Consider the following 19,068-nt stretch of genomic DNA (forward strand, 5'->3'; position numbering starts at 1 on the left):
GCTACTATGTCGCAGGAAGTCTCTCGGTTCGACGGTGAATCCGGTCTTCCGCCCGCCGTGTACCAAGCGCTGCAGACGTTCAAAGCGGGCGTGCTGAGCACCGGGCTGATGATGTTCATCCTCGTCGTCGCGGAGGCGGAGGCGCGCTTCGAACTCGGCGTTCCCGCCGCGGTCGCGGGGTTCGTCGGGATGCCCAACCGGTTGTACCTCGGATTCATCGCCTTCGTCCTCTTCGGTATCGTCGTCTGGCCGCTCCTGTTCGCGGCCGTCGAGGGGCGTATGACCTCGTTACCGGGGGGCGACGACATCGGCATCCGCGGAATCCTGTTCGCGTTGGTGCTCTGGGTCGCGTTCCTCGTTCTCGGGTCGGCGGGGCTCCACCTCGCCGGGCCGTTCCTCGTGCTCTACCTCGTCTTCTCCCTCATCGCCCACCTCGCGTACGGCTACTCGCTGGGCGTGTTGTACGGCCGATTCACGCGGTGATTACTCCATCCGCTCCTCCAACCACTGCCACTCGCGGGTGAAGAAGCCGTCCTCCTTCAGGTTCCACACGTCCGCGTCCGTGATGACCGGTCCCTTCCGGTAGGACTGGAGCATGTTCCACACCCAGGCGAGCGTCCCGAGCGCGATGAGAACCGCGCCGACGGTCGCGACCTGCTGGAGCGGTTCGAACCGCTCGGCGTACCTCGCGTACCGCCGCGGCAGGCCGAGCATCCCGAGCACGATGAGGGTGTTGAAGGCGACGTTCACGCCGATGAAGCTGAGCCAGAAGTGAACCTTCGCGAGCGTCTCGTTGAACATCCGCCCGGTGAAAAGCGGGTACCAGTAGTAGACGGCCGCGAACATGCCGAACGGAATCAGCCCCATGATGATGAGGTGGAAGTGGCCGACGACGTAGTAGGTGTCGTGGTAGATGAGGTCGACGGGAATCGACGCCAGAAAGACTCCCGTCACGCCGCCGATGATGAACGTCGCTATCCCGCCGACGCAGAACAGCATGGGAGCTTCGAGGCGAACTCGCCCGTTCCACATCGTCGATATCCAGTTGAACACCTTCACCGCGCTCGGCACCGCGATGGCGAGCGACACCGCCATGAAGCTCACTCGCAGGCGCGGGTCGAGGCCGGTCGTGAACATGTGGTGGGCCCAGACGCCGAACGAGAGGACGCCGATGGCGAGCGTCGAGTAGACGACGAACTTGAACCCGAACAGTTCCCTGCTCGCGAACTTGGGCAGGATGAGGCTGACGAGGCCCATCGGCGGGAGGACGAGGATGTACACCTCGGGGTGGCCGAAGAACCAGAAGAGGTGCTGCCACAGAATCGGCCCGCCGCCCTCCAACGCGAAGAACGAGGTGCCGAAGTTCCGGTCGAGCAGGAGCATGATGAGCGCGCTGCCCAGCAGCGGGAACGCGAACAGGATGAGACCGGCCTGCGTGAGGAGCGTCCACGAGAAGATGTCGAGGTCCGACCACTCGACGCCGTCTCCCCGTTGCGTGAACGTCGTGGCGATGATGTTGATCGCGCCGATGGTGGTGCTGACGCCCGAGAGGTGCAAGCCGAGGAGCATCAGATTGATGGTCGGATTCGGCTTTTCGGCCGAGAGAGGGGTGTATATCGTCCATCCCGTCTCCGGCGGTTTGAGCAGGAAGAACGGGCGGGCGGCCGCCTCGCCCAGGACCGGTTCGATGATGTGGCCGCCGATATCTGAGATGAGACCGAAGCGAACCAACAGGAACGCGGGAGGGAGGAGCCAGAAGCCGATGGCGTTCAGCCGCGGGAACGCCATGTCGTCGGCGTCGAGGAGCAGCGGGAGGAAGTAGTTGGCGAAGCCGAACAGCACGGGCGTGGCGAAGAAAAAGAGCATCGTGACGCCGTGCATCGTGAACAGGCCGTTGTACGTCTCCGCGTCCCAAACGTCGACGCTGGAGGTAAAGAGCTCCGTCCGTATCATCATCGCGTCCATCCCGCCCCAGAAGAACGCGACCGAGCCGAGGAGCAGGTAGAGCGCGCCGATGTCCTTGTGGTCGACCGTCGTGATCCATCTGACGAGTCCGGTCGGTTTGCCGTATCCGGTTTCGAAGCCGGTGACGTATCCTCCGTCGGCTTTGGCGTCGGGCGTGGTTTCCAAGTCTAACGAGCGAGCGATCCAGAGTGCGACCGCCACCAGCGCGAGTCCGAGCAGCGCACCGGCGGCGGCCTGACCGAAGCGGTTCATTGTGGCGTGTGGAACGAGTTATCGTCGAGTGCTGGCGATGGTTTAACGCGATACGGTTCGTACTGCCGAGTTGGAAGGGGCGTCCCTTAACCCTCGGGGCCATTCTCAGTATCTGAAAACGCGCTCGGGTTTCAGATGGACTTCTCGATGGGCACTCCGACCACCGGATGGCTCGTCTGCAGGAGCACCGACTGGGTGATGCTCCCGAACAACACCTTCTGGGCGGGGCTCCGCTTCTGGCTGAGGCCGATGACGATTTCGTCGGCGTCGAGGTCGTCCGCGAGCGTGAGCAGGTCGTGCGCCGGGTCGGTCGCGTCGGTGTTCTGCTCCGTCTCGACGGTGCACGTCTCGGCGAGTCGGTCCTCGAACACCCCGAGCGCCGCCCGCCCGTTCTCGACCTGCTCCTCGTCGTTCCCGCCGTGAAGCGAGTTCACCACGTACACGGTGTCGTCCTCGCCGAGTCGCGACCGAAGGTAGTCGCAGATTCGCTCGCTCGTCTCCGCGGCGTCGGTTCCGGCGACGATGTGGGCCATACGCGTGACAAGAACTGGCGGGGGTATAAACCGGACGGGAGAGGACGTGGCACATTCCTCGCTCGCTACAGGACTCGCGGGTGCCTCCGCGCGAGCGGTGCGTTCACCCTCGTTCGGCGGTCGCTCCTCGTTCCGTAGGATTACTACGTCTCCGACGCGCACCGTCTCGCATGGGCGCTGTCGCACGACTCGCGGAGTCCGTCCGCGAGGCCGACACGGTCGTCGCGCTGACCGGGGCCGGAACGAGCACCGCGTCGGGGGTCCCCGACTTCCGGAGCGATTCGGGCGTCTGGAACCGATTCGACCCCGAGGATTTCCACTACCGCCGATTCCGGACGGACCCGGCGGGATTCTGGGCCGACCGCGTCGAACTCCACGAGACGATGTTCGGCGGCGATATCGAACCGAACCCCGCCCACGACGCGCTCGCCGAACTCGCGGAGGCCGGCCACCTGCACGCGATTCTCACGCAGAACACCGACGGCCTGCACGACGGGACGACGCCGGCGGAACTGATCGAACTGCACGGCAACGCCCACCGGGTCGTCTGCGAGGACTGCGGTCGCCGGGTCGACGCCGCTTCCGTGCGGAAGCGCGTCGAATCGGGAGAGCGCCCGCCGCGCTGCGAGGACTGCGGCGGCGTCTTCAAGCCCGACGTGGTGTTGTTCGGCGAGCGACTGGACGAACGCGACATCCGACGCGCCCGCGAACTCGCGAAGCGAGCCGACGCGTTCCTCGCCGTCGGTTCGTCGCTCAGCGTCGAACCCGCGGCGTCGTTGCCGAGAATCGCCGCCCGCTCCGGCGCGGTGCTGGCGGTCGTCAACCTCGACGAGACGCCCGTGAGCCCGATGGCCGACTTCGACGTGCGCGGCGACGTGACCGAGGTGCTTCCGAAACTCGCGGAGCGCGTCGGAGACGCGTGAGCGTCTGCGCGGTTCGGCTCGTTTTCGGCTCCTACCGCTCGGTCCGCCGCTCGCGCTCTTCGTCGGCCCTCCGCTCGACGGTCACTTACCCAACATTTTTGGCAGATTACCGGATGAGGGGTAGTATGCCGGACGCGACGAAGCGACGAAAAGCCGTTCTCGACCGCTCTCCGGAGGAGCGAGAGCGTCGCGGACACTCGTCCGAGGACGTGCAGGCGGCGCTCCTCGACGTGATAGAACGCGGTAGCCGCGAGGAGAAGGTCTTCACCGACGTGGCGTTCCCCGAACTCGACCTCGACTACGCGGACATCGAGGGGGCGAACAAACATCCGGTCGTCTTCCGAAACTGCGCGTTCGAGGGGGTCCGCGCCGAGCACGCCGACGTGAAGGTGCCCGTCTCGTTCGAAGGCTGTACCGTCGACGGTCTCGACCTCGAAGGCGCACGATTCGAGTACGACGCGACGTTCGCGGGGACGACGTTCACGGACGAAGTGGCGACGTTCGAGGCGCGCTTCGACCGCGACGCGGATTTCACCGGCGCGACGTTTTCGGCCCCGGTTATCGCGGACGAGACGCGCTTCGAGGACGACGCGAGCTTCGCCGACGCGACGTTCGAATCGACGGCGTCGTTCCGCGGCGCGGAGTTCCACGGGAAGTCCAACGCGCTCGAGGACCACGCGTCGTTCGCCGGCGCGCGGTTCGAGGCGGAAGCGACGTTTCTCCAGTCCTCGTTCGAGTTCTCAACGTTCGCGGGCGCGAGATTCGCGGGTCCGGCGCGATTCCAGGAGGTCCGGTTCGACGGCGACGCAGACTTCTCGGAGGTCGCGTTCGAACGGGAAGCCGACTTCGACGAGGTGGACTTCGGACAGGACGCGACGTTCGAGGGAAGCGAGTTCCGCGGACTCGCCGTCTTCCGCGGCGCGGAGTTCGAAGGCGGCGCGCGCTCGCTGCAGGACGACGCCCGCTTCGTCGGCGTCGCGTTCCGCGACGACGCGGACTTCCGCGACACGCACTTCCGCGACGCGAACTTCGACGACGCGCGGTTCGACGGCACCGCCGTCTTCGAGGAGGCGTGGTTCGACGCGGACGTCGATTTCCGTCGGGTCGAGTTCGCCCGAGAGGCCGACTTCGACGAGGCGCGATTCGCCGGCGACGCCGACTTTTCGGAGTCGGAGTTCCGCGCGCCCGCCGTCTTCCGCGGCGCGGAGTTCGAGGGGGACGCGAACCACTTGGAGGACAACGCGACGTTCGCGGACGTCTGGTTCGCCGACGACGCGGACTTCGACAACGCGAAGTTCACGTCGGCGAACTTCCTGCGCACCCGGTTCGGCGGCGTCGTCGATTTCTTCGGCGCGACGTTCGACGACCGAATCGACTTCCTCGCGGAGGCCATCGACGACGATACCTACGTCGACTTCACCGACGCCAAAATCAAATCCGGCGTCGTCGAACAACCCGCGGACGAGTGGGTTCGCTACGATTTCACGCTCGCCAGCCTCGGCGACGTGACGCTCGACGCGGGCCACGACCGGGGCCACCGGAAACTGCTGGACTACTTCCGATTCTGCAAGACGGAGTTCAGCGAGTTCGACGGCTACGAGTTCGACTTCTCGGCGTACACCGAGTACCTCGACCGCAACGACTGGCGACTCCACACGTTCGACGAGAACGCCGCGGAGTACGAGTACGCCGCGGCGATGACGCCCGAAACCGTCGAAACGACGTATCTCAAGGCGAAGAACGCCGCGTCGGCGGGCGGTTACGTGAAGGCCGCCGGCGAGTTCCGCATCAAACGACAGCAGTACGCCCGCCGGAAACACGTCGCCATCGTGCGGGACGCGAGCGCCGACGTCGGGTCGCGGTTCCGCAATCTGAGTCGCGCCGCCGAGAACTACTTCCTCGACGTCTCGTGCGGGCACGGGATGCGGCTCACCCGAATCATGGTGGTGTTCTTCGTCGCGCCGCTCTTTCCCGCGCTTCTGTACGCGTTCGGCGGGTCGCCGTTCCTGACCGACGCCGGCCAACTCGATTCGCTCTCCCAACTGGCGACGCCCGAGGGCCAATCCATCGCGTACAAGAACCTCCACTTCAGCTACATCACCTACCTCACCATCGGCTACGGCGGCATCGGGCCGACCGGTGCGCTGGCGCGGCTGCTCGCCGGTCTCGAAGTGTACCTGAGCGTCATCCTCGGCGGGTTGTTCCTCTACGCGCTCGTGAAGCGCTCGGAGCTCTGACCGTCCGACGCTCGGACGAAGGTATAAATCCTCGTTTCTCGAACCGGTAGCCGGACGATGAAAAACGTTCTTTCGAGCATCGGAGTCGGGTCGGCGACGGTCGACACCGTCTTTCCCACCACGACCGTCGTCGCGGGCGAATCCATCGACGCGACCGTCGAAATCGAGGGCGGTTCCTCGGAGCAGCGGGTCGACGGCGTCTACTTCGCGCTGGTGACTCGCTACCGACAGAACGAGGGGAGTTCGAACGCCGTCGTCAGCGAGTTTCAGTTGACCGACGAGTTCACCGTCGAAGCCGGCGCGCACCGGACGATTCCGGTGACCGTCGAAATTCCGCCGGAGACCCCCGTCACGCTGGGCGACACCGACGTCTGGGTCGAAACGGGGCTGGACATCGACTGGGCGCTCGACCCGAGCGACGAGGACGAGTTGCGGGTCGAACCCGGGCCGCACCTCGCGGCGCTCCACGCGGCGCTGACCGACCTCGGTTTCGAGCGCCGTTCGGCCGAGACCATCACCGCCGAGTACACGCCGTTCGACCCGCCGCACGGGTTCGTTCAGCAGTTCGAGTACCGCCCGGTCGCCGGGGGGTACGCGGGACTGGACGAACTCGAACTCGTCTGTTCCCCGACCGACGGCCTGCAGGTGCTCGCGGAAGTCGACCGGCGAGGCGACCCGGTCACCGACTGGGCGCGGTCGGACGAGCGGTGCTCCCGGTTCGAAATCGAGACGACGGACGAAAACGCGATCGCCGAGACGGTAGACGACGTTATCGAACGGTTCGTCTGAGCCGGAATCGGTTCTCGAATCCCTCGTCGGACGAACGTTTATGCCGTTCGAAACGTAATTATAGAACGTTACATATGGCGTCGTCCGGTTACGTCGCGAGCGCCCTCGTGATGGGCTCCGTGCTGGTCGCGCTCGCGGTGGGGCTCATGCGCGGGCGAAACTGGAAGCGGTACCCGTTGGAGCGGCAAGAGCGCGATAGCGTCGCGGTTCTCCGAGGAGTCGCGTCGAACCCGACCGTCTGGGCGCTCGGGTTCGTCCTGTTCTCCCTCGTGGCCGGCGCGGGAGCCGTCCTCTTCGTCAGCGGCGCGTCGGTTCCGGCGTCGGTGCGACGGGCGGCGTGGCTTGCGGTCGTCGCCTCGGCGGTCGTGCTCGGCGGCGGCTACGTCCTCTGGGGGACGTACCAGTCGTCGCGCTATCGCGGACTGAACGGTGCGCAGGCGACCCTCGCGGCCCTCTGGGTCGGCGGCGCGCTGTTCGTTCTGGCCGTGATCTTCACGCTCGTGACGGCTTAGAGGATGGAGTAGGACGCCGCGAGCGTCAGCGCGAGCGCGGCGAGCAGCCCTCCGAGCACGACGAGCGCGACGGACCGCGGTTCGTACCTGAGGTGCTGGTAGTACCCCGCGACGAACAGCGCTTTCACGAACGACAGCGCGACGATGGCCGCGAAGCCGGTCCAGTACGCCACGTTCGCGAGTTCGACGAGCACCTGCGCCGTCGCCATCACGAACAGGATCACGTATATCGCCGCGTACAGTTTCGTCTTGGTCATGGTCACAGGATGTAGAACAGCGGGAAGAGGAACAGCCAGACGATGTCCACGAAGTGCCAGTACAGCCCGAAGTACTCGACCGGCCGCTCGTCGTCCAGGTACGCCCCGCGCCGCGCCCGCGCGAGGAGATACAGCACGATGAACAGGCCGACGACGACGTGCGCCGCGTGCAGTCCGGTCGTCAGATAGAACGTGGACGTTCGGACGTTCGCGGAGAGCGTCAACCCCTCGTGGAACAGTTCCTGCCATTCGAGCGCCTTGTTCGCGAGGAAGCCGACGCCGAGCAGGAAGGTGACGAGGAGGCTCGCCACGAGCCCCCGCCTGCTCCCCCGCTCCGCCGCCACGAGCGCCAGCACGACGCTGAAGCTACTCGTGAGCAGGAGGTAGGTGTTGACGAGTCCGGGGAGCGGGTCGTGCGGAACCGGATGCCACTCGACCCACCCGTGAGCCACGCGGATGAAGACGTACGACCCGATGAACGCGCCGAACAGCACCACGTCCGAGGCGAGGAAAATCCACATGCCGAGTTTCGTGTTCTCCACGCCGTCGAAGGGCCAACTCTCGCCGAACGGCCCCTCCGCGACGCGGAACCGCTCGCGGGCCATCGAGACCAGCGCGAACGTCCCGAGCGCGAATCCGCCGGCGAGCGCGACGAGGTAGGCGGTGCCCGCCAGTCCGCCGGCGAGTCGGCCCCGTTCGAAGCCGGACAGGCCGAAGAACGCGACGAACGCGGCAACGCCGACGACGAACGGCCAGACGCTCGCGTGGTCTTCGGCGTGACCGACGCCCGCCGTCCCCCCGTCCTCTCGGACTTCCGACGAGGTTCGGACGGCCGCGCTTTCGGTACCGCCGTCCGTCGCGCTCGGTTCGAACCGGAGCGACCCGCCGGAGAAACTCGGAACGCCCGGGAAGTTTTCGAGCGGCGGCGGCGAGGGAATCGCCCACTCCGTCGTGGTCGAGTACGCCCACGGGTTGTCGTCCGCGGTATCGCCGGCGACGAGGCTCTTCGAGAGGTTGTAGAACATCACGAGGAACGAGACGCCGAGGACGAACGCGCCCACGGTGGCGAGGCGGTGCCACGGGACGAAGGCGGCGTCGTAGACGAAGTCGCGGCGCGGCGTCTCCCACGCGACGAACATGGGGAAGTAGAGGAGGTTGAACCCGACGAAGTACAGCGCGAAGTGAACCTTCCCGAGGAACTCGTCGTACATCCGCCCGGACATCTTCGGGAACCAGTAGTACAACCCGCCGACGAGCGCGGTTACCCCGCCGACCATCACGTAGTGGAAGTGCGCGACCACCCAGTAGGTTCCCCGGAACTCGTAGTCCAGGACGACCGCACCGAGGAAGACGCCCGTGATGCCGCCGACGATGAACAGCAACAGCGCGCCGAACGAGAAGAGGAAGGGCGTGGTAAATCGCACTCGCCCCTTTATCATCGTGTAGACGAGCGCGAACACCATCAGATCGAAGGGAAGCGAGATACCGATGGTCGTCGCCATGAACAGCGTCTTTATCTGGAGGTTGATGCTCGTCAGAAACATGTGGTGCATCCAGACCGTGAAACTCTGGAGCGCCACGAGAATCATCGCCAGGATGAACCACTTGCGCCCGACCAGTCGACGCCCGGTGAACGTCTGGAACGTCTCGGCCATCACGCCGAGCGCCGGGAAGAAGACGATGTACACCTCGGGGTGGCCGAAGAACCAGAACAGGTGCGCCCAGAGTATCGACCCGCCGGCGTCCGCCGCGAAGTAGGTCGTCCCGACGAGGCGGTCGGAGGCCAGGATGAGCAGCGCCGCCAGCAGCGCGGCGAACGCGAAGAGCATCATCCAGACGGTGAGCAGAATCGTCCACGAGAACAGGGGCATCTTCCAGAGCGTCATCCCCTCGGCGCGCATTCGGTGCATCGTCGTCAGGAAGTTGACCGACGAGACGGTGACAGAGGCGACGAACAGGATCAGCGCGAGCACCGCCGTCGAGGCCCCGACGTCCGGCGTGTAGACGGGGAGGTTGAGCGGGGCGTACATCGTCCAGCCCCCCGCCAGACTTCCGCCTTGGAAGAACGAGACGCCGAGGAGGAGCCCGGAGAAGAGGTAGAGCCAGTACGACAGCGCGTTGAGTCGCGGAAACGCGAGGTCTCTCGCGCCGAGTTGGAGGGGAACGACGTAGTTCGCGAACCCGAACGCGAACGGCGAGAGGAACCAGAATATCATGATGAGACCGTGCGTCGAGACGGCCTGATTGTACGACAGCGACGAGAGGATGCCAGCGCCCGGCGTCCACAACTGGAGGCGCATCAGGAGCGCCAGCGCGCCGCCGAAGACGAGGAAGAACAGGGCGGTGATGGTGTACAGGATTCCCACGTCCTTGTGGTTCGTCGTGACGAGCCATCGTCGAACGGAACTCGTCGGCGGGAACGCGTCGTGGTCGTCTGTCATGGTATCGGGTTCGCGTTCGCGGCGGGCGCGGTGCTGTTCGCGTTACCGTCGGTCGTCGAATTGTTCGTGGTCGCGTACCACGCTCGGTACTCGTCCGGTTCCATCACGACGACTTCCGCCGTCATGTAGGAGTGGGCCGCCCCGCAGAGTTCGAAACAGCGCGCCTCGTGGGTTCCCGTCTCGTCCCCGACGAACCACGTGTCGGTCCGTTGCCCCGGAATCGCGTCGGTCTTCACCCGTAGCTCGGGGACGCCGAACGTGTGGAACACGTCGCTCGAGGTGACGGTGAGTTTCACCGGCCGGTCGCGCGGAACCCGGAGCGTATCGCTCTCGTGCCCGTTCGGGTAGACGAACGTCCAACTGAACTGGGAGCCGACGACTTTCACCTCCAGCGCGTTCTCCCGCGTCGCCGTCGAGTCGTCCTCGACGTAGAGGAGCGTCCCGTACGTCCAGAGGACGAGCGAGACGACGATGATGGCGGACAGCGAGAAGGAGTAGATCAGTTTTCGTCCGCCCTCGCTCTCGCTCGGAAGTTCGCCGAGTGCGGGCGGCGCGAACTCGTGCGACCCGTTGCCGTCTCGGTACTTGTACGCGGCGTAGCACGCGTAGCCGATGACGACTGCGCCCACGAGAACGCCGAGGAGGAGGAAGACGCCGAAAATCTGCTGGAACACCTCTGCCCGCGTTCCGCGCGGGATGAGACCGCTTCCCTTTCCGTGCAGGGGTAGAAGACGGACGTACCCCACCATCTCTTTATCCTTAATGATTTTCCATTTACTTAGCGGTTTCGGAAAAACTGGTCGGGAACGTTTTTGCCCCCTCACGTGGTAGAAATTGCCATGGCTGATAATGACACACAAACCGTCGTGGACGTCGACGTCGGTGAGGAGGCCGCGGAACCGGACTTCGATACCCTCACCGGTATCGTCGTGGACGGACTCATCGGTGCCGTCGGCGGGTTGGTCGGCACGGCGGCCATGACGGCGGTGCTCCTGGTCGCGGCGACCATCGGCGCGTTCGACCTCAACTCGTTCACCACGCTGGCCGAACTCACCGGCACGGACGTCCTCCTGCCCGGCAATCCGGCGGCGGTCGGCTACCTCATCTTCCTCGCGGGCGGGATGGTGACGTGGCCGCTCCTGTTCGCCTCCATCGGCTCCTATCTACCGGGCGAGAAGTACGCCACGAAGGGCGTGCCGTACGGATTCGTCCTCTGGACGGGCTTCTCGCTGGCGTTCTACGAGGGGTACGTCGGAACGTCGCTCGTGCTCTATCTCCTGCTCACGCTGCTCGGCCACTTCGCCTACGGCTTCGCGCTCGGAGCCGTGTTCGACTACCTCTCGAAGCGGCCGACGACCTTGGTCTGAGTCGTCCCCGCGCCCCCCGACTGACTCGCCCGCTAGCGGTCCGGCGGTTCCAGCGAGGTGGAGTACACGGACTCCGGATTCCGCTGGTGCTCCTTGAACTTCTCGACGAGCTCTTCTATGTCCTCCCCCGTTCGCATCTGGTACTCGGAAAGTATCGATACGAGTTGTCCGATTTCGTCGTCTGTGAGACTCACCGAGTTCGTCATACGCGTCGCTAGTGGACGACGACTCAAAGAAATCACGGCGAACGACGGCGTTCGGTCACTCCTCGTACGGCCACCGTCCCCCGATTTTCAGCTCCTCGACGTACCCCTCGTCGATTTCGTCCCTGATCTCCTCGCGCGATTTGTGCGGAATATCGCGCCCGTCCTCCGCGAGCGCGACCACGACGTTCGTCAGCAGGACGGCCAACTCGCGCAGGTCGCGAATATCGAGTTTGTCCAGCGTGTCGGCGTGCGTGTGGCCCCACCCGCGTCCGCTTCCCTCCGAGCGGGAGTAGGCCATGACCGCCGGAACGCCCTCCTGTACGAACGCCCACTGGTCGCCGTGCGGGCTGATTCCCTCGTGCGTCGAGAGCGGAACGCGCAGGTCGTCGGTCACCTCGGCGAACGCCTCGCCGAGTTCCTCGAACCCGTTCGTGCCGACGCCGAGGTTGCTGGAGTTCCCCGCCCCGTCGATGTTGACGACGCATCTCACCGAATCGAGGTCGTGCGTTTCGGCCCAGTGGTACGCTCCGTACAACCCGATCTCCTCCGACCCGAAGGTGACGAGACGGACGCGCGTATCGAGTTCGACTCGCCCGAGCAGCCGCCCGATTTCGGCGACGAGCGCGCTTCCCGCCCCGTTGTCGTTCGCCCCCTCGCTGACGTCGTGGGCGTCCACGTGGGCGGTGACCAGCACCTCCTCGTCGGTGTCCGGGCCGACGACCGCCTCGACGTTCCGCGAGTTCGCGGGTTCGTTCCGACAGTCGACCGAGAGGGTCGCCGACTCGCCTTCGGACTCCCGGCGCAGGCGAGCGCCGACTTCCGCCGAGACGCCGACCGCCGGAATCGGCCCCGGACGGTTGTGGTAGCCGACTTCGCCGGTCGGCGGGAGGCAGCCCTCGACGTGGTTGCGGAAGACGAAGCCGACCGCCCCGGCGTCCGCCGCCCCGGCGTACTTCTCCATCCGGTGAATCCAGCGGTCGCGACTCTCGGGCGTCTCGCTGGACGCCATCGCTATCTTCCCGTCGAGGTCGCGCTGCTCGAAGTCCTCCGGGAGGCCGTAGCCCACGTCAACGAGTTCGCCGGTCACCTCCCCGCTCGGCGTCCCTGGGAGCGCGATGACCTCGTGGGTCGCTTCGAGCGTCTCGCCGCCGACGGCGAGCGACGACGAGCCGCGCCACCAGCCGGGAATCTCGAACTCGTTTATCTCGACTTCGCGCGCGCCCGCACGTTCGAAGGCGTCCGCGACGACCCTCGCGCCCTCGGCTTCGCCCTCCTGTCCCGCCATCCGGTTTCGAACCGCGACGAGCGATTCGAGCGTCTTCCACGACTCCGCACTCGTGTAGGCGTCCCCGACGACCGATTCGGGTATTCGTGACATGCCCTCCCCTCCCGTCGAGCCACCAAGAAACTCCGGAACCCGGCACGCCTTACGGCCAATCGATGCTTTTTCGAGACGGCTCGCGTGTCGTGGCACGTGTTCGATGATTTTCGCGGGTTTCCTCGCGCTCGAAACGCGCGTCTCGCCGCGCGCGAACGGACGGGCGGTCGCCGAGAGCTAGCCCCGCTTCGACCGGAGTAGGCGTCCCCAAATCGGTTTTCCTCCCCGTACTACGCGCGGAAAACGCCGCCTAAGTTCGCCGAAGGCGTCACATAACAATATAGGCGGTCGTGAACGTCTGAGCTATGCCCGGCGTAACCGGTGGTACTGTCAACAGTCGAGCGCTCGGCGAGATGTTCGACGCGATGGACGACGAGCCGTGGTACGAAACCGCCGAACTGTCGGCGGGAGAGTGCCGAATCGGCCTCGTCCACCACGGAGAGAGAGACCGAAACGGCTGGACGACGTGGCGCGACGACGGAACGGTCGGCGTGCTCCACGGCGTGGTGTCGAACCGCGCCGAACTGGGACTTTCGACCGCCGAAATCTTCGAACGAGTGCTCGACGACCCCGACCGAATCCTTCCGAAACTCAGCGGGCCGTTCCTCCTCGCGGCCGCCGACCGAACGTCCACCGTCGTCGCGTGCGACAAACTCGGGACGCGGCCCTGTTACTACTCGACCGTTCACGGCTTCCTGTTCGGAAGCGAACTCAAATCCCTCGTCACCCAACTCCCCGACCCGCGGCTGGACGAGCGGGCGATGAGCGACGTGCTGTTCATGGGCTACGTCTTCGGTCGAAAGACCCTCGTGAACGACATTCACTCGCTTCGTCCCGCGTCCTACCTTCGATTCGCGGACGGCAACGTCGAGACGCGTCGCTACTGGGAACCCGACTTCGGCATCGCCCCGCAGGAGGGGTACGTCGACGAGGCGGTTCGGCGCTACCGGCGGGTCGTCTCCAACGTCGCCGACACCATCGACGGCCGGGCAGGGGTGTGGCTCTCCGGCGGTCTCGACAGCAGGACGCTCGCCGCCGCCCTGAAGGAGGAACTCGGCTCCGTCCGGACGTTCACCTACGACAACTCGGCGACGCAGGAGGACCGAACCGGCGCGAAGCGCGTCGCCGAATCGCTCGATCTGCCGAACCAGTTCTGCGAGTACTCCGCCGAGGAGTTCGTGACCGCCATCGACCGCGGCGTGGACATCCTGGACGGGATGCTGCAGTGGTCGTTCTTCGTCAACCTCCCTGCGGCGCTGAACGACGTGTCCGGGCAGGTCGACGTGCTGCTCGAAGGCAGCAGTCAGGGCGAGTTTTTCGGCGACGTGATGTACCGCTCGCACCTGACGAGCAAACAGCCCGTCGACGCGCTGATCGCGCAGAAGGCCCAGCTATCCCCCGATGACGTGCAGTCCCTCCTCGGTTCCGACGCGATGCCGAAGCAGTCGCTGGCCCGCGTGGTCGAACGGAGCGCGCAACCCCGGCGAGAACACCGAACGCTGGACGCGCTCTGGGAGATTTTCGCGGACTCGCACTTCCGGTCGAACCGCCTCTACCGGAGCCAAGCCGGAACCCGCGTCCCCTTCGCCGACGGCGAGTTCATGGACCACGTCGCTCGAATGCCCTACCAGCGGTACCGCATCGGCTCGATTCCCGGCACGCGCGGCAAGATTCCGTCCGCCGTCGCCCCCCTCAAACTCGAAGTGGCCCGGCGGGTCACCGGCCCCGCGGCGAAGGTTCCGTACAATCGGACGAAACGGCCGCCGACCTCGCCGCTCGCCCTCCACGCGGCGGGGTTCGTCGCGGACAACGTGAAAAAGCGCATCGTCGGGTCGAACACCTGCCGGATGGGTCAGTGGTATCGAAACGACCGGACCATGCGGTCGTTCCTCGACGACCTGCTGGACGACGCCTGCGAGCGCGACCGCTTCGATTCGAACGCGGTGCGCGACCTCCAGCGCGACCACTTGGCCGGACGCGCCGACAACCTCCAGCCGATTTCGGCCGTCACGACGATCGAACTCTGGGCGCAGAAACACCTCGACGCGCTCCGCACCTCCACCGGTCAGCGCGTTCCCGTCCGATAGACGCGCGGAGGGACCCGAGGCGGTGTTTCGGCGTCAGAAGGACGGCTCGTCGAGGACCGATTCACCGTCCCGGCGCGGCGGACCTCGTGAGCGAGGCCAACCGATTCGCCGCCGAACAGAAAGCACTTGTTCGGGGGTGGTCGTCGTCCCCGCCGATGCCCCCCACCAGACGCGCTTTCCTCGGTGCGTCGGCGGCCGCTGTCGCTCGCGGGGTGCGTCGCTCGCTCCGCCCCCGTGACTCGGCGCGAACCCCCTGACGACTTTTCGTCGAGTGCGCCGACACCGCTGGTCGAGAGCGAAGCGACCCCGTTCGCCGTCGTGACGGTCGGTCGCGAACGCTCCGCCGACCCCCAACCGCGCCAGTTGTGGGTCTGGAACGACGGGTCGGCGCGAACCATCGCGCTCGAACTGACCCGACGTTCGAAATCGCTCCTCGGCGGGTCGGCGGAGTCGCTGTTCACCGACGGGACTCGGTACGCCGCCGACGCGATTTTCGCCATCGAACCGCGGGTGCCGGCGACGTACGTCCTCGCCGTCGAGGTCGAAGGGGAGCGCGAAACGTCGGTTCGCGTTCCGCGTTCGCGGTTCGACTGTAACCGCGCGTCCACCGCCGTCGCTACCGTCCGCGTGTCGACGCGACTGTCGGAACGAACCGCGACGGCGGGCTGTCCGAACGAACTTTTTTTTAACTCTCGACGCTCCGTGATTTCCTCACCCGATGCTTTTTCGGCTATCGAGTGTAAATTTTTACTTCCTTCGTCCCGTCTGACGAACGCTTATAACCGTGGGGGAGACAAAGGCGATACAGACTGATTCGGAGTGGTTCGACAAGTGAACGACGAAACGACGAACGAAACCATCGTAAATCGCCGGGTAGCGCTCGTCCTTCCGATACTGGGAATCTGCTGGCTGGCATTTCTCGCGTACTCGGAACTCGGCGACGGAGCGAACGTCGATCTGGTCGCCATGACGCTCGGTGCCGGACTGATGATCGCCGGCGTGGCGCAGTTCCTTCGCGCTCCCGACGAAGCGGACGAGTAACCGAAAGACCGAGGCCGATGCGGCACCAAGCGCTAGCCATGGCGTCCCTCGACGCGTTTCTTCTCGTCCAACTCCTCGTTACGGTCGCGCTGCTGTCGGTCGGCGGCGTCCTCGTCTACCGGTGTCTCGCCTCCGACGAGTGGACGCCGCGGGGGTTATCGGACGCGGAGAGCGACGCCGGAATCGACGAGGAGTGGCGTTAGTCCCGCCACTGGGCGTGCAGTTCGCTGTGTTGCGCCCGCTCGTCGGGGTCGGTGACGACCGAAATCATCCCCTCCCGGTCGAGCGCGTACCGCCGCGCCTCGTCGCGCGCGACGAACGACCGCTTTTTGAGCTCCGAGAGGAGGCTTTGAATCTGCTCGACGGACGCCGTCACCTCGTCCGCGATGTCGTGGACCGTCATCGGGCCGTTCGACGCGAGGGCGGCGATGATGTCCCACGTGTGGTCCTCGTTGCAGAGGGACTCCCGGCGCGCGGCGGCGATTCGAACCACGACCGGCCCGGCGTTCGCCAGCTCCGCGAGCGACGCCGATTCGGGTATCGGCTCCCCGGAGACGGCGTTTCCGAGTTCGTACCCTCGCCGTCGGAGTCGCCGCTGGTAGGCCTCGACGGGGTCCTCCGCTTCGAGTACGTCTTCGCGTTCCGTTTCGCCCTCCGAGTCCGCCGCCTCCCCGTCCGCAGACTCCTCGGCGTCGCGTCGGTCCTCGGGTTCGACCGTTTCCTCCGTCTCGTCGCCGCCCTCCTCCCCGCTCGCTTCGAACGAGGCCAAATCGGTCTGGTCGTTCGCCAGTTCCGACACCCGGCTTTCGAGTTCGCGGATTCGTTCGTTCTTCTCGCGGAGTCGCCGTTCGAAGTCCTCCGGCCCGCCCACGTCGCCGTGCGCGAGCGCGTTCGCCATCTTCCGCGCGGCGGCGGACACGTCGCGCGCCGTCTGGAGTTCGTTCTCCAGTTCCGCGATTCGCTCCTGCTTGCGCTCCAATTGGCTCTCGAGTTGGGCGACCCGGTCGTGCTCCTGTTCCTGTAGCTCCGTTATCTCCTCCAAGTCGCCCATCAGCGCGTCGCTCACCGACTTGAGTTCCGGGCGCTCGAAGTCGTCCAGTCCCGGCGTCGCGCCCGCGTCGAAGGTTCGCTTGCGGTCGAATTGCACCCGACGGATTCCGCCGTCAGTCCAGTCCGTCTGGACGAACCCCTCGCCCGCGTTCAGGTCGGGCACGGCCTCGCCGTACTCGTCGCCGACGATGCGGCTGACGACCTTCGTGTCGTTCTCCCACGTGAGGCGATGCCAGACCAGCCAGTTCGCCTGCGTGATGAAGTCCTTCTTCACGTCGGCGGGGCGCTGACTGATGCCCATGACGCCCAGTCCGTGTTTCCGCCCGCGCTTACCGACCTTGATGAGCATCTTCCCGGTCTCGCCCATCCCGCCGCCTTCCGGGATGTACTCGTGGCACTCCTCGACCACCAGCAGGAAGGGCTTCTTCAGCTTCTTCTCCTTGGCGAACAGGTGGCGCGCCGTCTCGCGGATGAGTTCGTCGGCCTCGTCGTCGTCCAGATAGCCCGACACGTCCACGATGACCGGGACGTTCTGTTCGAGCGCGAGCGACGCCACCTTCTCGGCGTGTTCGGCCCCGACCTGAATGTCGCACTCCTCGTCCGCGCCGACGTGCAGGAGTTCGAACTCCTCTTTCAGACCGTAGTACTCGCCGTCCGCGTCGATGATGGCGACCGGGTAGCCCGCGTCTAAAAGCTGCTCCACGATGACGGACGCGGTGTTCGACTTGCCCGACCCCGATTTTCCGGTGACGAACCCGCGCCCCGTCAGGATTTCGACCACCGGAATCCGAACCTCGGATTCGTCGGAGACGAAGTGGCCGACCGATAGCTTTTGTTCGTTGTCCATTTTCTTGCATACTGCTATCGACAGATGTTCCTTCAACTTTTGCATCCTCGTGGGTCCCTGCCGAACGCGAATGCCGACGCGAGGTTCTCCGCCGGGCCGAAGAACTGACCTCCGATTCGCCGGGGGACGGTGTCGCCTCGAATTAGTCCTCCGGATCCCGACAGTTGGCGCGAAACCGAGCGATCAGGGCCGGGGAGAGGACGCCTCCGACGCTCTCCGGCTTCGATTCGTCTCCGACGAGGTGAACCGCACCATAAGAGCGATAACCGTCGGGTGCCCACCATGCGTCTCAGAAAACCTCGAAAGGAAAACGTACCATGCACCGACATTCCCAGCGAGTCGTCGCGGCGTTCTTCGTCTTCCTCGTCGTCGCTACCGTGCCCCTCGCGTTCGTGCACCCCGCCAGCGCGAACGCGCCCGCACGACAGGCGACGCCGGTAGACGGTGCGAGCACCGAACCCAGAACCATCGACGTCCCGGACGATGCTCGAATGCGGCTTTCCTATCCCGGGTCGCTGGTGGAGTCGCTGGAGTACGCCGAAATGGACGCGTCCTCGAGTTCGACCGGCGTCCGAAGCTACAGTCGGTACGACGGTTCGAATCCGCTCGACAACGTGACGCGGTCGGCGGTACACGACGCCATCATCGACGACCCCGGTCTCTCGCTGTCGGCGCTCAGCGACCGGACCGCGATACCCCGCTCGACGGTCCGGTATCACGTTCGAATCCTCGAAGAAGAGCGACTGGTCGAGACGGCGAGGGTTCGCGGGAAGCGCCGCGCGTATCCCGCCGATGACGACGATCCCGAACTAGCCGCGTCGCTATCCGACGATTCGACGGCCGCGCTGCTCGAAACCGTCGCCCGAGACGGACCGGCGAGCGTCTCGGAACTCGCCGTCGCGCTCGACCGAACCCCGGGCACCGTCTCCTACCACTTGGAACGCCTCGCGGACGACGGACTCGTGGAGCGAGAGCGCGCGGGTAACGCCGTGGTCACGACGCTTCCCGACCGCGTGCGCGACGCTATCGACGCCGACTGAGCGGTTTCGAGGAACTGGTCAGAATCTCCTTTTTTCCGTCCGGTGTATCGAACGAACGGGGAGCGACGTCGGGACCCTCCCCGAGGACCGTTACGTTCGACACGCCGCGGCGAACGAACACCGTTCCCGTGGTTCGCACGCCG

General features: G+C 65.7%; 19 protein-coding genes. 11 read left to right on the forward strand and 8 right to left on the reverse strand.

The window, feature by feature from the left end:
- Nucleotides 1-6: 6 nt before the first annotated feature.
- Nucleotides 7-483, forward strand: a complete 477-nt coding sequence (locus LIX00_RS20770) for a DUF6789 family protein (RefSeq protein WP_227356947.1) — start codon at nt 7-9, stop codon at nt 481-483.
- Here LIX00_RS20770 and LIX00_RS20775 read toward each other — a convergent pair whose 3' ends face one another.
- A complete protein-coding gene (locus LIX00_RS20775) occupies nt 484-2,217 on the reverse strand; it encodes a cbb3-type cytochrome c oxidase subunit I (protein WP_227356948.1) in 1,734 nt (577 codons plus the stop codon).
- Nucleotides 2,218-2,348: 131 nt separating this feature from the next.
- On the reverse strand, nt 2,349-2,750 hold the full coding sequence (locus LIX00_RS20780; RefSeq protein ID WP_227356949.1) for a universal stress protein: 402 nt from the start codon (nt 2,748-2,750) through the stop codon (nt 2,349-2,351).
- A gap of 170 nt (nt 2,751-2,920) precedes the next feature.
- Between LIX00_RS20780 and LIX00_RS20785 the strand changes: the two genes are divergently transcribed.
- The 4 genes from LIX00_RS20785 to LIX00_RS20800 all read left to right on the forward strand — a co-directional run bounded on the left by LIX00_RS20785 (nt 2,921) and on the right by LIX00_RS20800 (nt 7,211).
- Nucleotides 2,921-3,673 carry an NAD-dependent deacylase gene (locus tag LIX00_RS20785; protein WP_227356950.1) on the forward strand — a complete coding sequence of 251 codons (753 nt, stop codon included), beginning with the start codon at nt 2,921-2,923 and terminating at the stop codon, nt 3,671-3,673.
- A gap of 125 nt (nt 3,674-3,798) precedes the next feature.
- Nucleotides 3,799-5,910, forward strand: coding sequence for a pentapeptide repeat-containing protein (locus LIX00_RS20790; protein ID WP_227356951.1), 2,112 nt, complete (start codon nt 3,799-3,801; stop codon nt 5,908-5,910).
- A 57-nt stretch (nt 5,911-5,967) separates the two neighbouring features.
- Nucleotides 5,968-6,699, forward strand: a complete 732-nt coding sequence (locus LIX00_RS20795) for a sporulation protein (RefSeq protein WP_227356952.1) — start codon at nt 5,968-5,970, stop codon at nt 6,697-6,699.
- A 74-nt stretch (nt 6,700-6,773) separates the two neighbouring features.
- Nucleotides 6,774-7,211 (forward strand): hypothetical protein, encoded by a 438-nt coding sequence (locus tag LIX00_RS20800; protein WP_227356953.1) that lies wholly within the window; start codon nt 6,774-6,776, stop codon nt 7,209-7,211.
- Here the strand turns inward: LIX00_RS20800 and LIX00_RS20805 are convergent.
- Genes LIX00_RS20805 through coxB form a run of 3 tightly spaced genes read right to left on the reverse strand, consistent with a single transcriptional unit; the run spans nt 7,208 to nt 10,658 of the window.
- Nucleotides 7,208-7,468, reverse strand: a complete 261-nt coding sequence (locus LIX00_RS20805; RefSeq protein ID WP_227356954.1) for a cytochrome C oxidase subunit IV family protein — start codon at nt 7,466-7,468, stop codon at nt 7,208-7,210. The two genes, LIX00_RS20800 and LIX00_RS20805, sit on opposite strands and share 4 nt — an antisense overlap.
- Nucleotides 7,469-7,470: 2 nt before the next feature.
- Nucleotides 7,471-9,909 (reverse strand): cbb3-type cytochrome c oxidase subunit I, encoded by a 2,439-nt coding sequence (locus LIX00_RS20810; RefSeq protein WP_227356955.1) that lies wholly within the window; start codon nt 9,907-9,909, stop codon nt 7,471-7,473.
- Nucleotides 9,906-10,658 carry a cytochrome c oxidase subunit II gene (gene coxB, locus LIX00_RS20815; protein ID WP_227356956.1) on the reverse strand — a complete coding sequence of 251 codons (753 nt, stop codon included), beginning with the start codon at nt 10,656-10,658 and terminating at the stop codon, nt 9,906-9,908. The genes LIX00_RS20810 and coxB overlap by 4 nt, the downstream gene beginning before the upstream one ends.
- A gap of 90 nt (nt 10,659-10,748) precedes the next feature.
- Here coxB and LIX00_RS20820 point away from each other — a divergent pair, with 90 nt between their 5' ends.
- The gene (locus LIX00_RS20820) at nt 10,749-11,276 is read left to right on the forward strand and encodes a DUF6789 family protein (RefSeq protein WP_227356957.1); all 528 of its coding nucleotides are present in this window, start codon (nt 10,749-10,751) and stop codon (nt 11,274-11,276) included.
- Nucleotides 11,277-11,308: 32 nt separating this feature from the next.
- Here the strand turns inward: LIX00_RS20820 and LIX00_RS20825 are convergent, their stop codons facing one another.
- The gene (locus LIX00_RS20825; protein WP_227356958.1) at nt 11,309-11,482 is read right to left on the reverse strand and encodes a hypothetical protein; all 174 of its coding nucleotides are present in this window, start codon (nt 11,480-11,482) and stop codon (nt 11,309-11,311) included.
- A gap of 55 nt (nt 11,483-11,537) precedes the next feature.
- Complete coding sequence (locus tag LIX00_RS20830; RefSeq protein WP_227356959.1) at nt 11,538-12,860, reverse strand: M28 family peptidase; 1,323 nt, start codon at nt 12,858-12,860, stop codon at nt 11,538-11,540.
- Between the two features lie 305 nt (nt 12,861-13,165).
- Between LIX00_RS20830 and LIX00_RS20835 the strand changes: the two genes are divergently transcribed.
- The 4 genes from LIX00_RS20835 to LIX00_RS20850 all read left to right on the forward strand — a co-directional run bounded on the left by LIX00_RS20835 (nt 13,166) and on the right by LIX00_RS20850 (nt 16,191).
- Nucleotides 13,166-14,947, forward strand: a complete 1,782-nt coding sequence (locus LIX00_RS20835) for an asparagine synthase-related protein (RefSeq protein WP_227356960.1) — start codon at nt 13,166-13,168, stop codon at nt 14,945-14,947.
- A gap of 183 nt (nt 14,948-15,130) precedes the next feature.
- A complete protein-coding gene (locus tag LIX00_RS20840; RefSeq protein WP_227356961.1) occupies nt 15,131-15,760 on the forward strand; it encodes a hypothetical protein in 630 nt (209 codons plus the stop codon).
- A gap of 18 nt (nt 15,761-15,778) precedes the next feature.
- The gene (locus tag LIX00_RS20845) at nt 15,779-15,988 is read left to right on the forward strand and encodes a hypothetical protein (protein ID WP_227356962.1); all 210 of its coding nucleotides are present in this window, start codon (nt 15,779-15,781) and stop codon (nt 15,986-15,988) included.
- 38 nt (nt 15,989-16,026) lie between these two features.
- Complete coding sequence (locus LIX00_RS20850; protein WP_227356963.1) at nt 16,027-16,191, forward strand: hypothetical protein; 165 nt, start codon at nt 16,027-16,029, stop codon at nt 16,189-16,191.
- Here the strand turns inward: LIX00_RS20850 and LIX00_RS20855 are convergent.
- Nucleotides 16,188-17,885 carry a helicase HerA domain-containing protein gene (locus LIX00_RS20855; protein ID WP_227356964.1) on the reverse strand — a complete coding sequence of 566 codons (1,698 nt, stop codon included), beginning with the start codon at nt 17,883-17,885 and terminating at the stop codon, nt 16,188-16,190. The genes LIX00_RS20850 and LIX00_RS20855 overlap by 4 nt on opposite strands.
- A gap of 317 nt (nt 17,886-18,202) precedes the next feature.
- On the opposite strand from LIX00_RS20855, the gene LIX00_RS20860 reads away from it, so the two are divergent.
- The gene (locus LIX00_RS20860; protein ID WP_227356965.1) at nt 18,203-18,925 is read left to right on the forward strand and encodes a winged helix-turn-helix transcriptional regulator; all 723 of its coding nucleotides are present in this window, start codon (nt 18,203-18,205) and stop codon (nt 18,923-18,925) included.
- Nucleotides 18,926-19,068 lie beyond the last annotated feature (143 nt).

The organism is Haladaptatus salinisoli, from assembly GCF_020614375.1.
In the GTDB taxonomy this organism is placed as follows: Archaea; Halobacteriota; Halobacteria; order Halobacteriales; family Haladaptataceae; genus Haladaptatus; species Haladaptatus salinisoli.

Bases quoted from the DNA above. Each gene is read 5' to 3' on its own strand.
- LIX00_RS20790 (WP_227356951.1), top strand. From the start codon at position 3,799: ATGCCGGACGCGACGAAGCGACGAAAAGCCGTTCTCGACCGCTCTCCG.
- LIX00_RS20820 (WP_227356957.1), top strand. From the start codon at position 10,749: ATGGCTGATAATGACACACAAACCGTCGTGGACGTCGACGTCGGTGAG.
- LIX00_RS20860 (WP_227356965.1), top strand. From the start codon at position 18,203: ATGCACCGACATTCCCAGCGAGTCGTCGCGGCGTTCTTCGTCTTCCTC.
- LIX00_RS20780 (WP_227356949.1), bottom strand. From the start codon at position 2,750: ATGGCCCACATCGTCGCCGGAACCGACGCCGCGGAGACGAGCGAGCGA.
- LIX00_RS20805 (WP_227356954.1), bottom strand. From the start codon at position 7,468: ATGACCAAGACGAAACTGTACGCGGCGATATACGTGATCCTGTTCGTG.
- coxB (WP_227356956.1), bottom strand. From the start codon at position 10,658: ATGGTGGGGTACGTCCGTCTTCTACCCCTGCACGGAAAGGGAAGCGGT.
- LIX00_RS20810 (WP_227356955.1), bottom strand. From the start codon at position 9,909: ATGACAGACGACCACGACGCGTTCCCGCCGACGAGTTCCGTTCGACGA.
- LIX00_RS20785 (WP_227356950.1), top strand. From the start codon at position 2,921: ATGGGCGCTGTCGCACGACTCGCGGAGTCCGTCCGCGAGGCCGACACG.
- LIX00_RS20770 (WP_227356947.1), top strand. From the start codon at position 7: ATGTCGCAGGAAGTCTCTCGGTTCGACGGTGAATCCGGTCTTCCGCCC.
- LIX00_RS20825 (WP_227356958.1), bottom strand. From the start codon at position 11,482: ATGACGAACTCGGTGAGTCTCACAGACGACGAAATCGGACAACTCGTA.
- LIX00_RS20775 (WP_227356948.1), bottom strand. From the start codon at position 2,217: ATGAACCGCTTCGGTCAGGCCGCCGCCGGTGCGCTGCTCGGACTCGCG.
- LIX00_RS20855 (WP_227356964.1), bottom strand. From the start codon at position 17,885: ATGGACAACGAACAAAAGCTATCGGTCGGCCACTTCGTCTCCGACGAA.
- LIX00_RS20850 (WP_227356963.1), top strand. From the start codon at position 16,027: ATGGCGTCCCTCGACGCGTTTCTTCTCGTCCAACTCCTCGTTACGGTC.
- LIX00_RS20830 (WP_227356959.1), bottom strand. From the start codon at position 12,860: ATGTCACGAATACCCGAATCGGTCGTCGGGGACGCCTACACGAGTGCG.
- LIX00_RS20835 (WP_227356960.1), top strand. From the start codon at position 13,166: ATGCCCGGCGTAACCGGTGGTACTGTCAACAGTCGAGCGCTCGGCGAG.
- LIX00_RS20800 (WP_227356953.1), top strand. From the start codon at position 6,774: ATGGCGTCGTCCGGTTACGTCGCGAGCGCCCTCGTGATGGGCTCCGTG.
- LIX00_RS20795 (WP_227356952.1), top strand. From the start codon at position 5,968: ATGAAAAACGTTCTTTCGAGCATCGGAGTCGGGTCGGCGACGGTCGAC.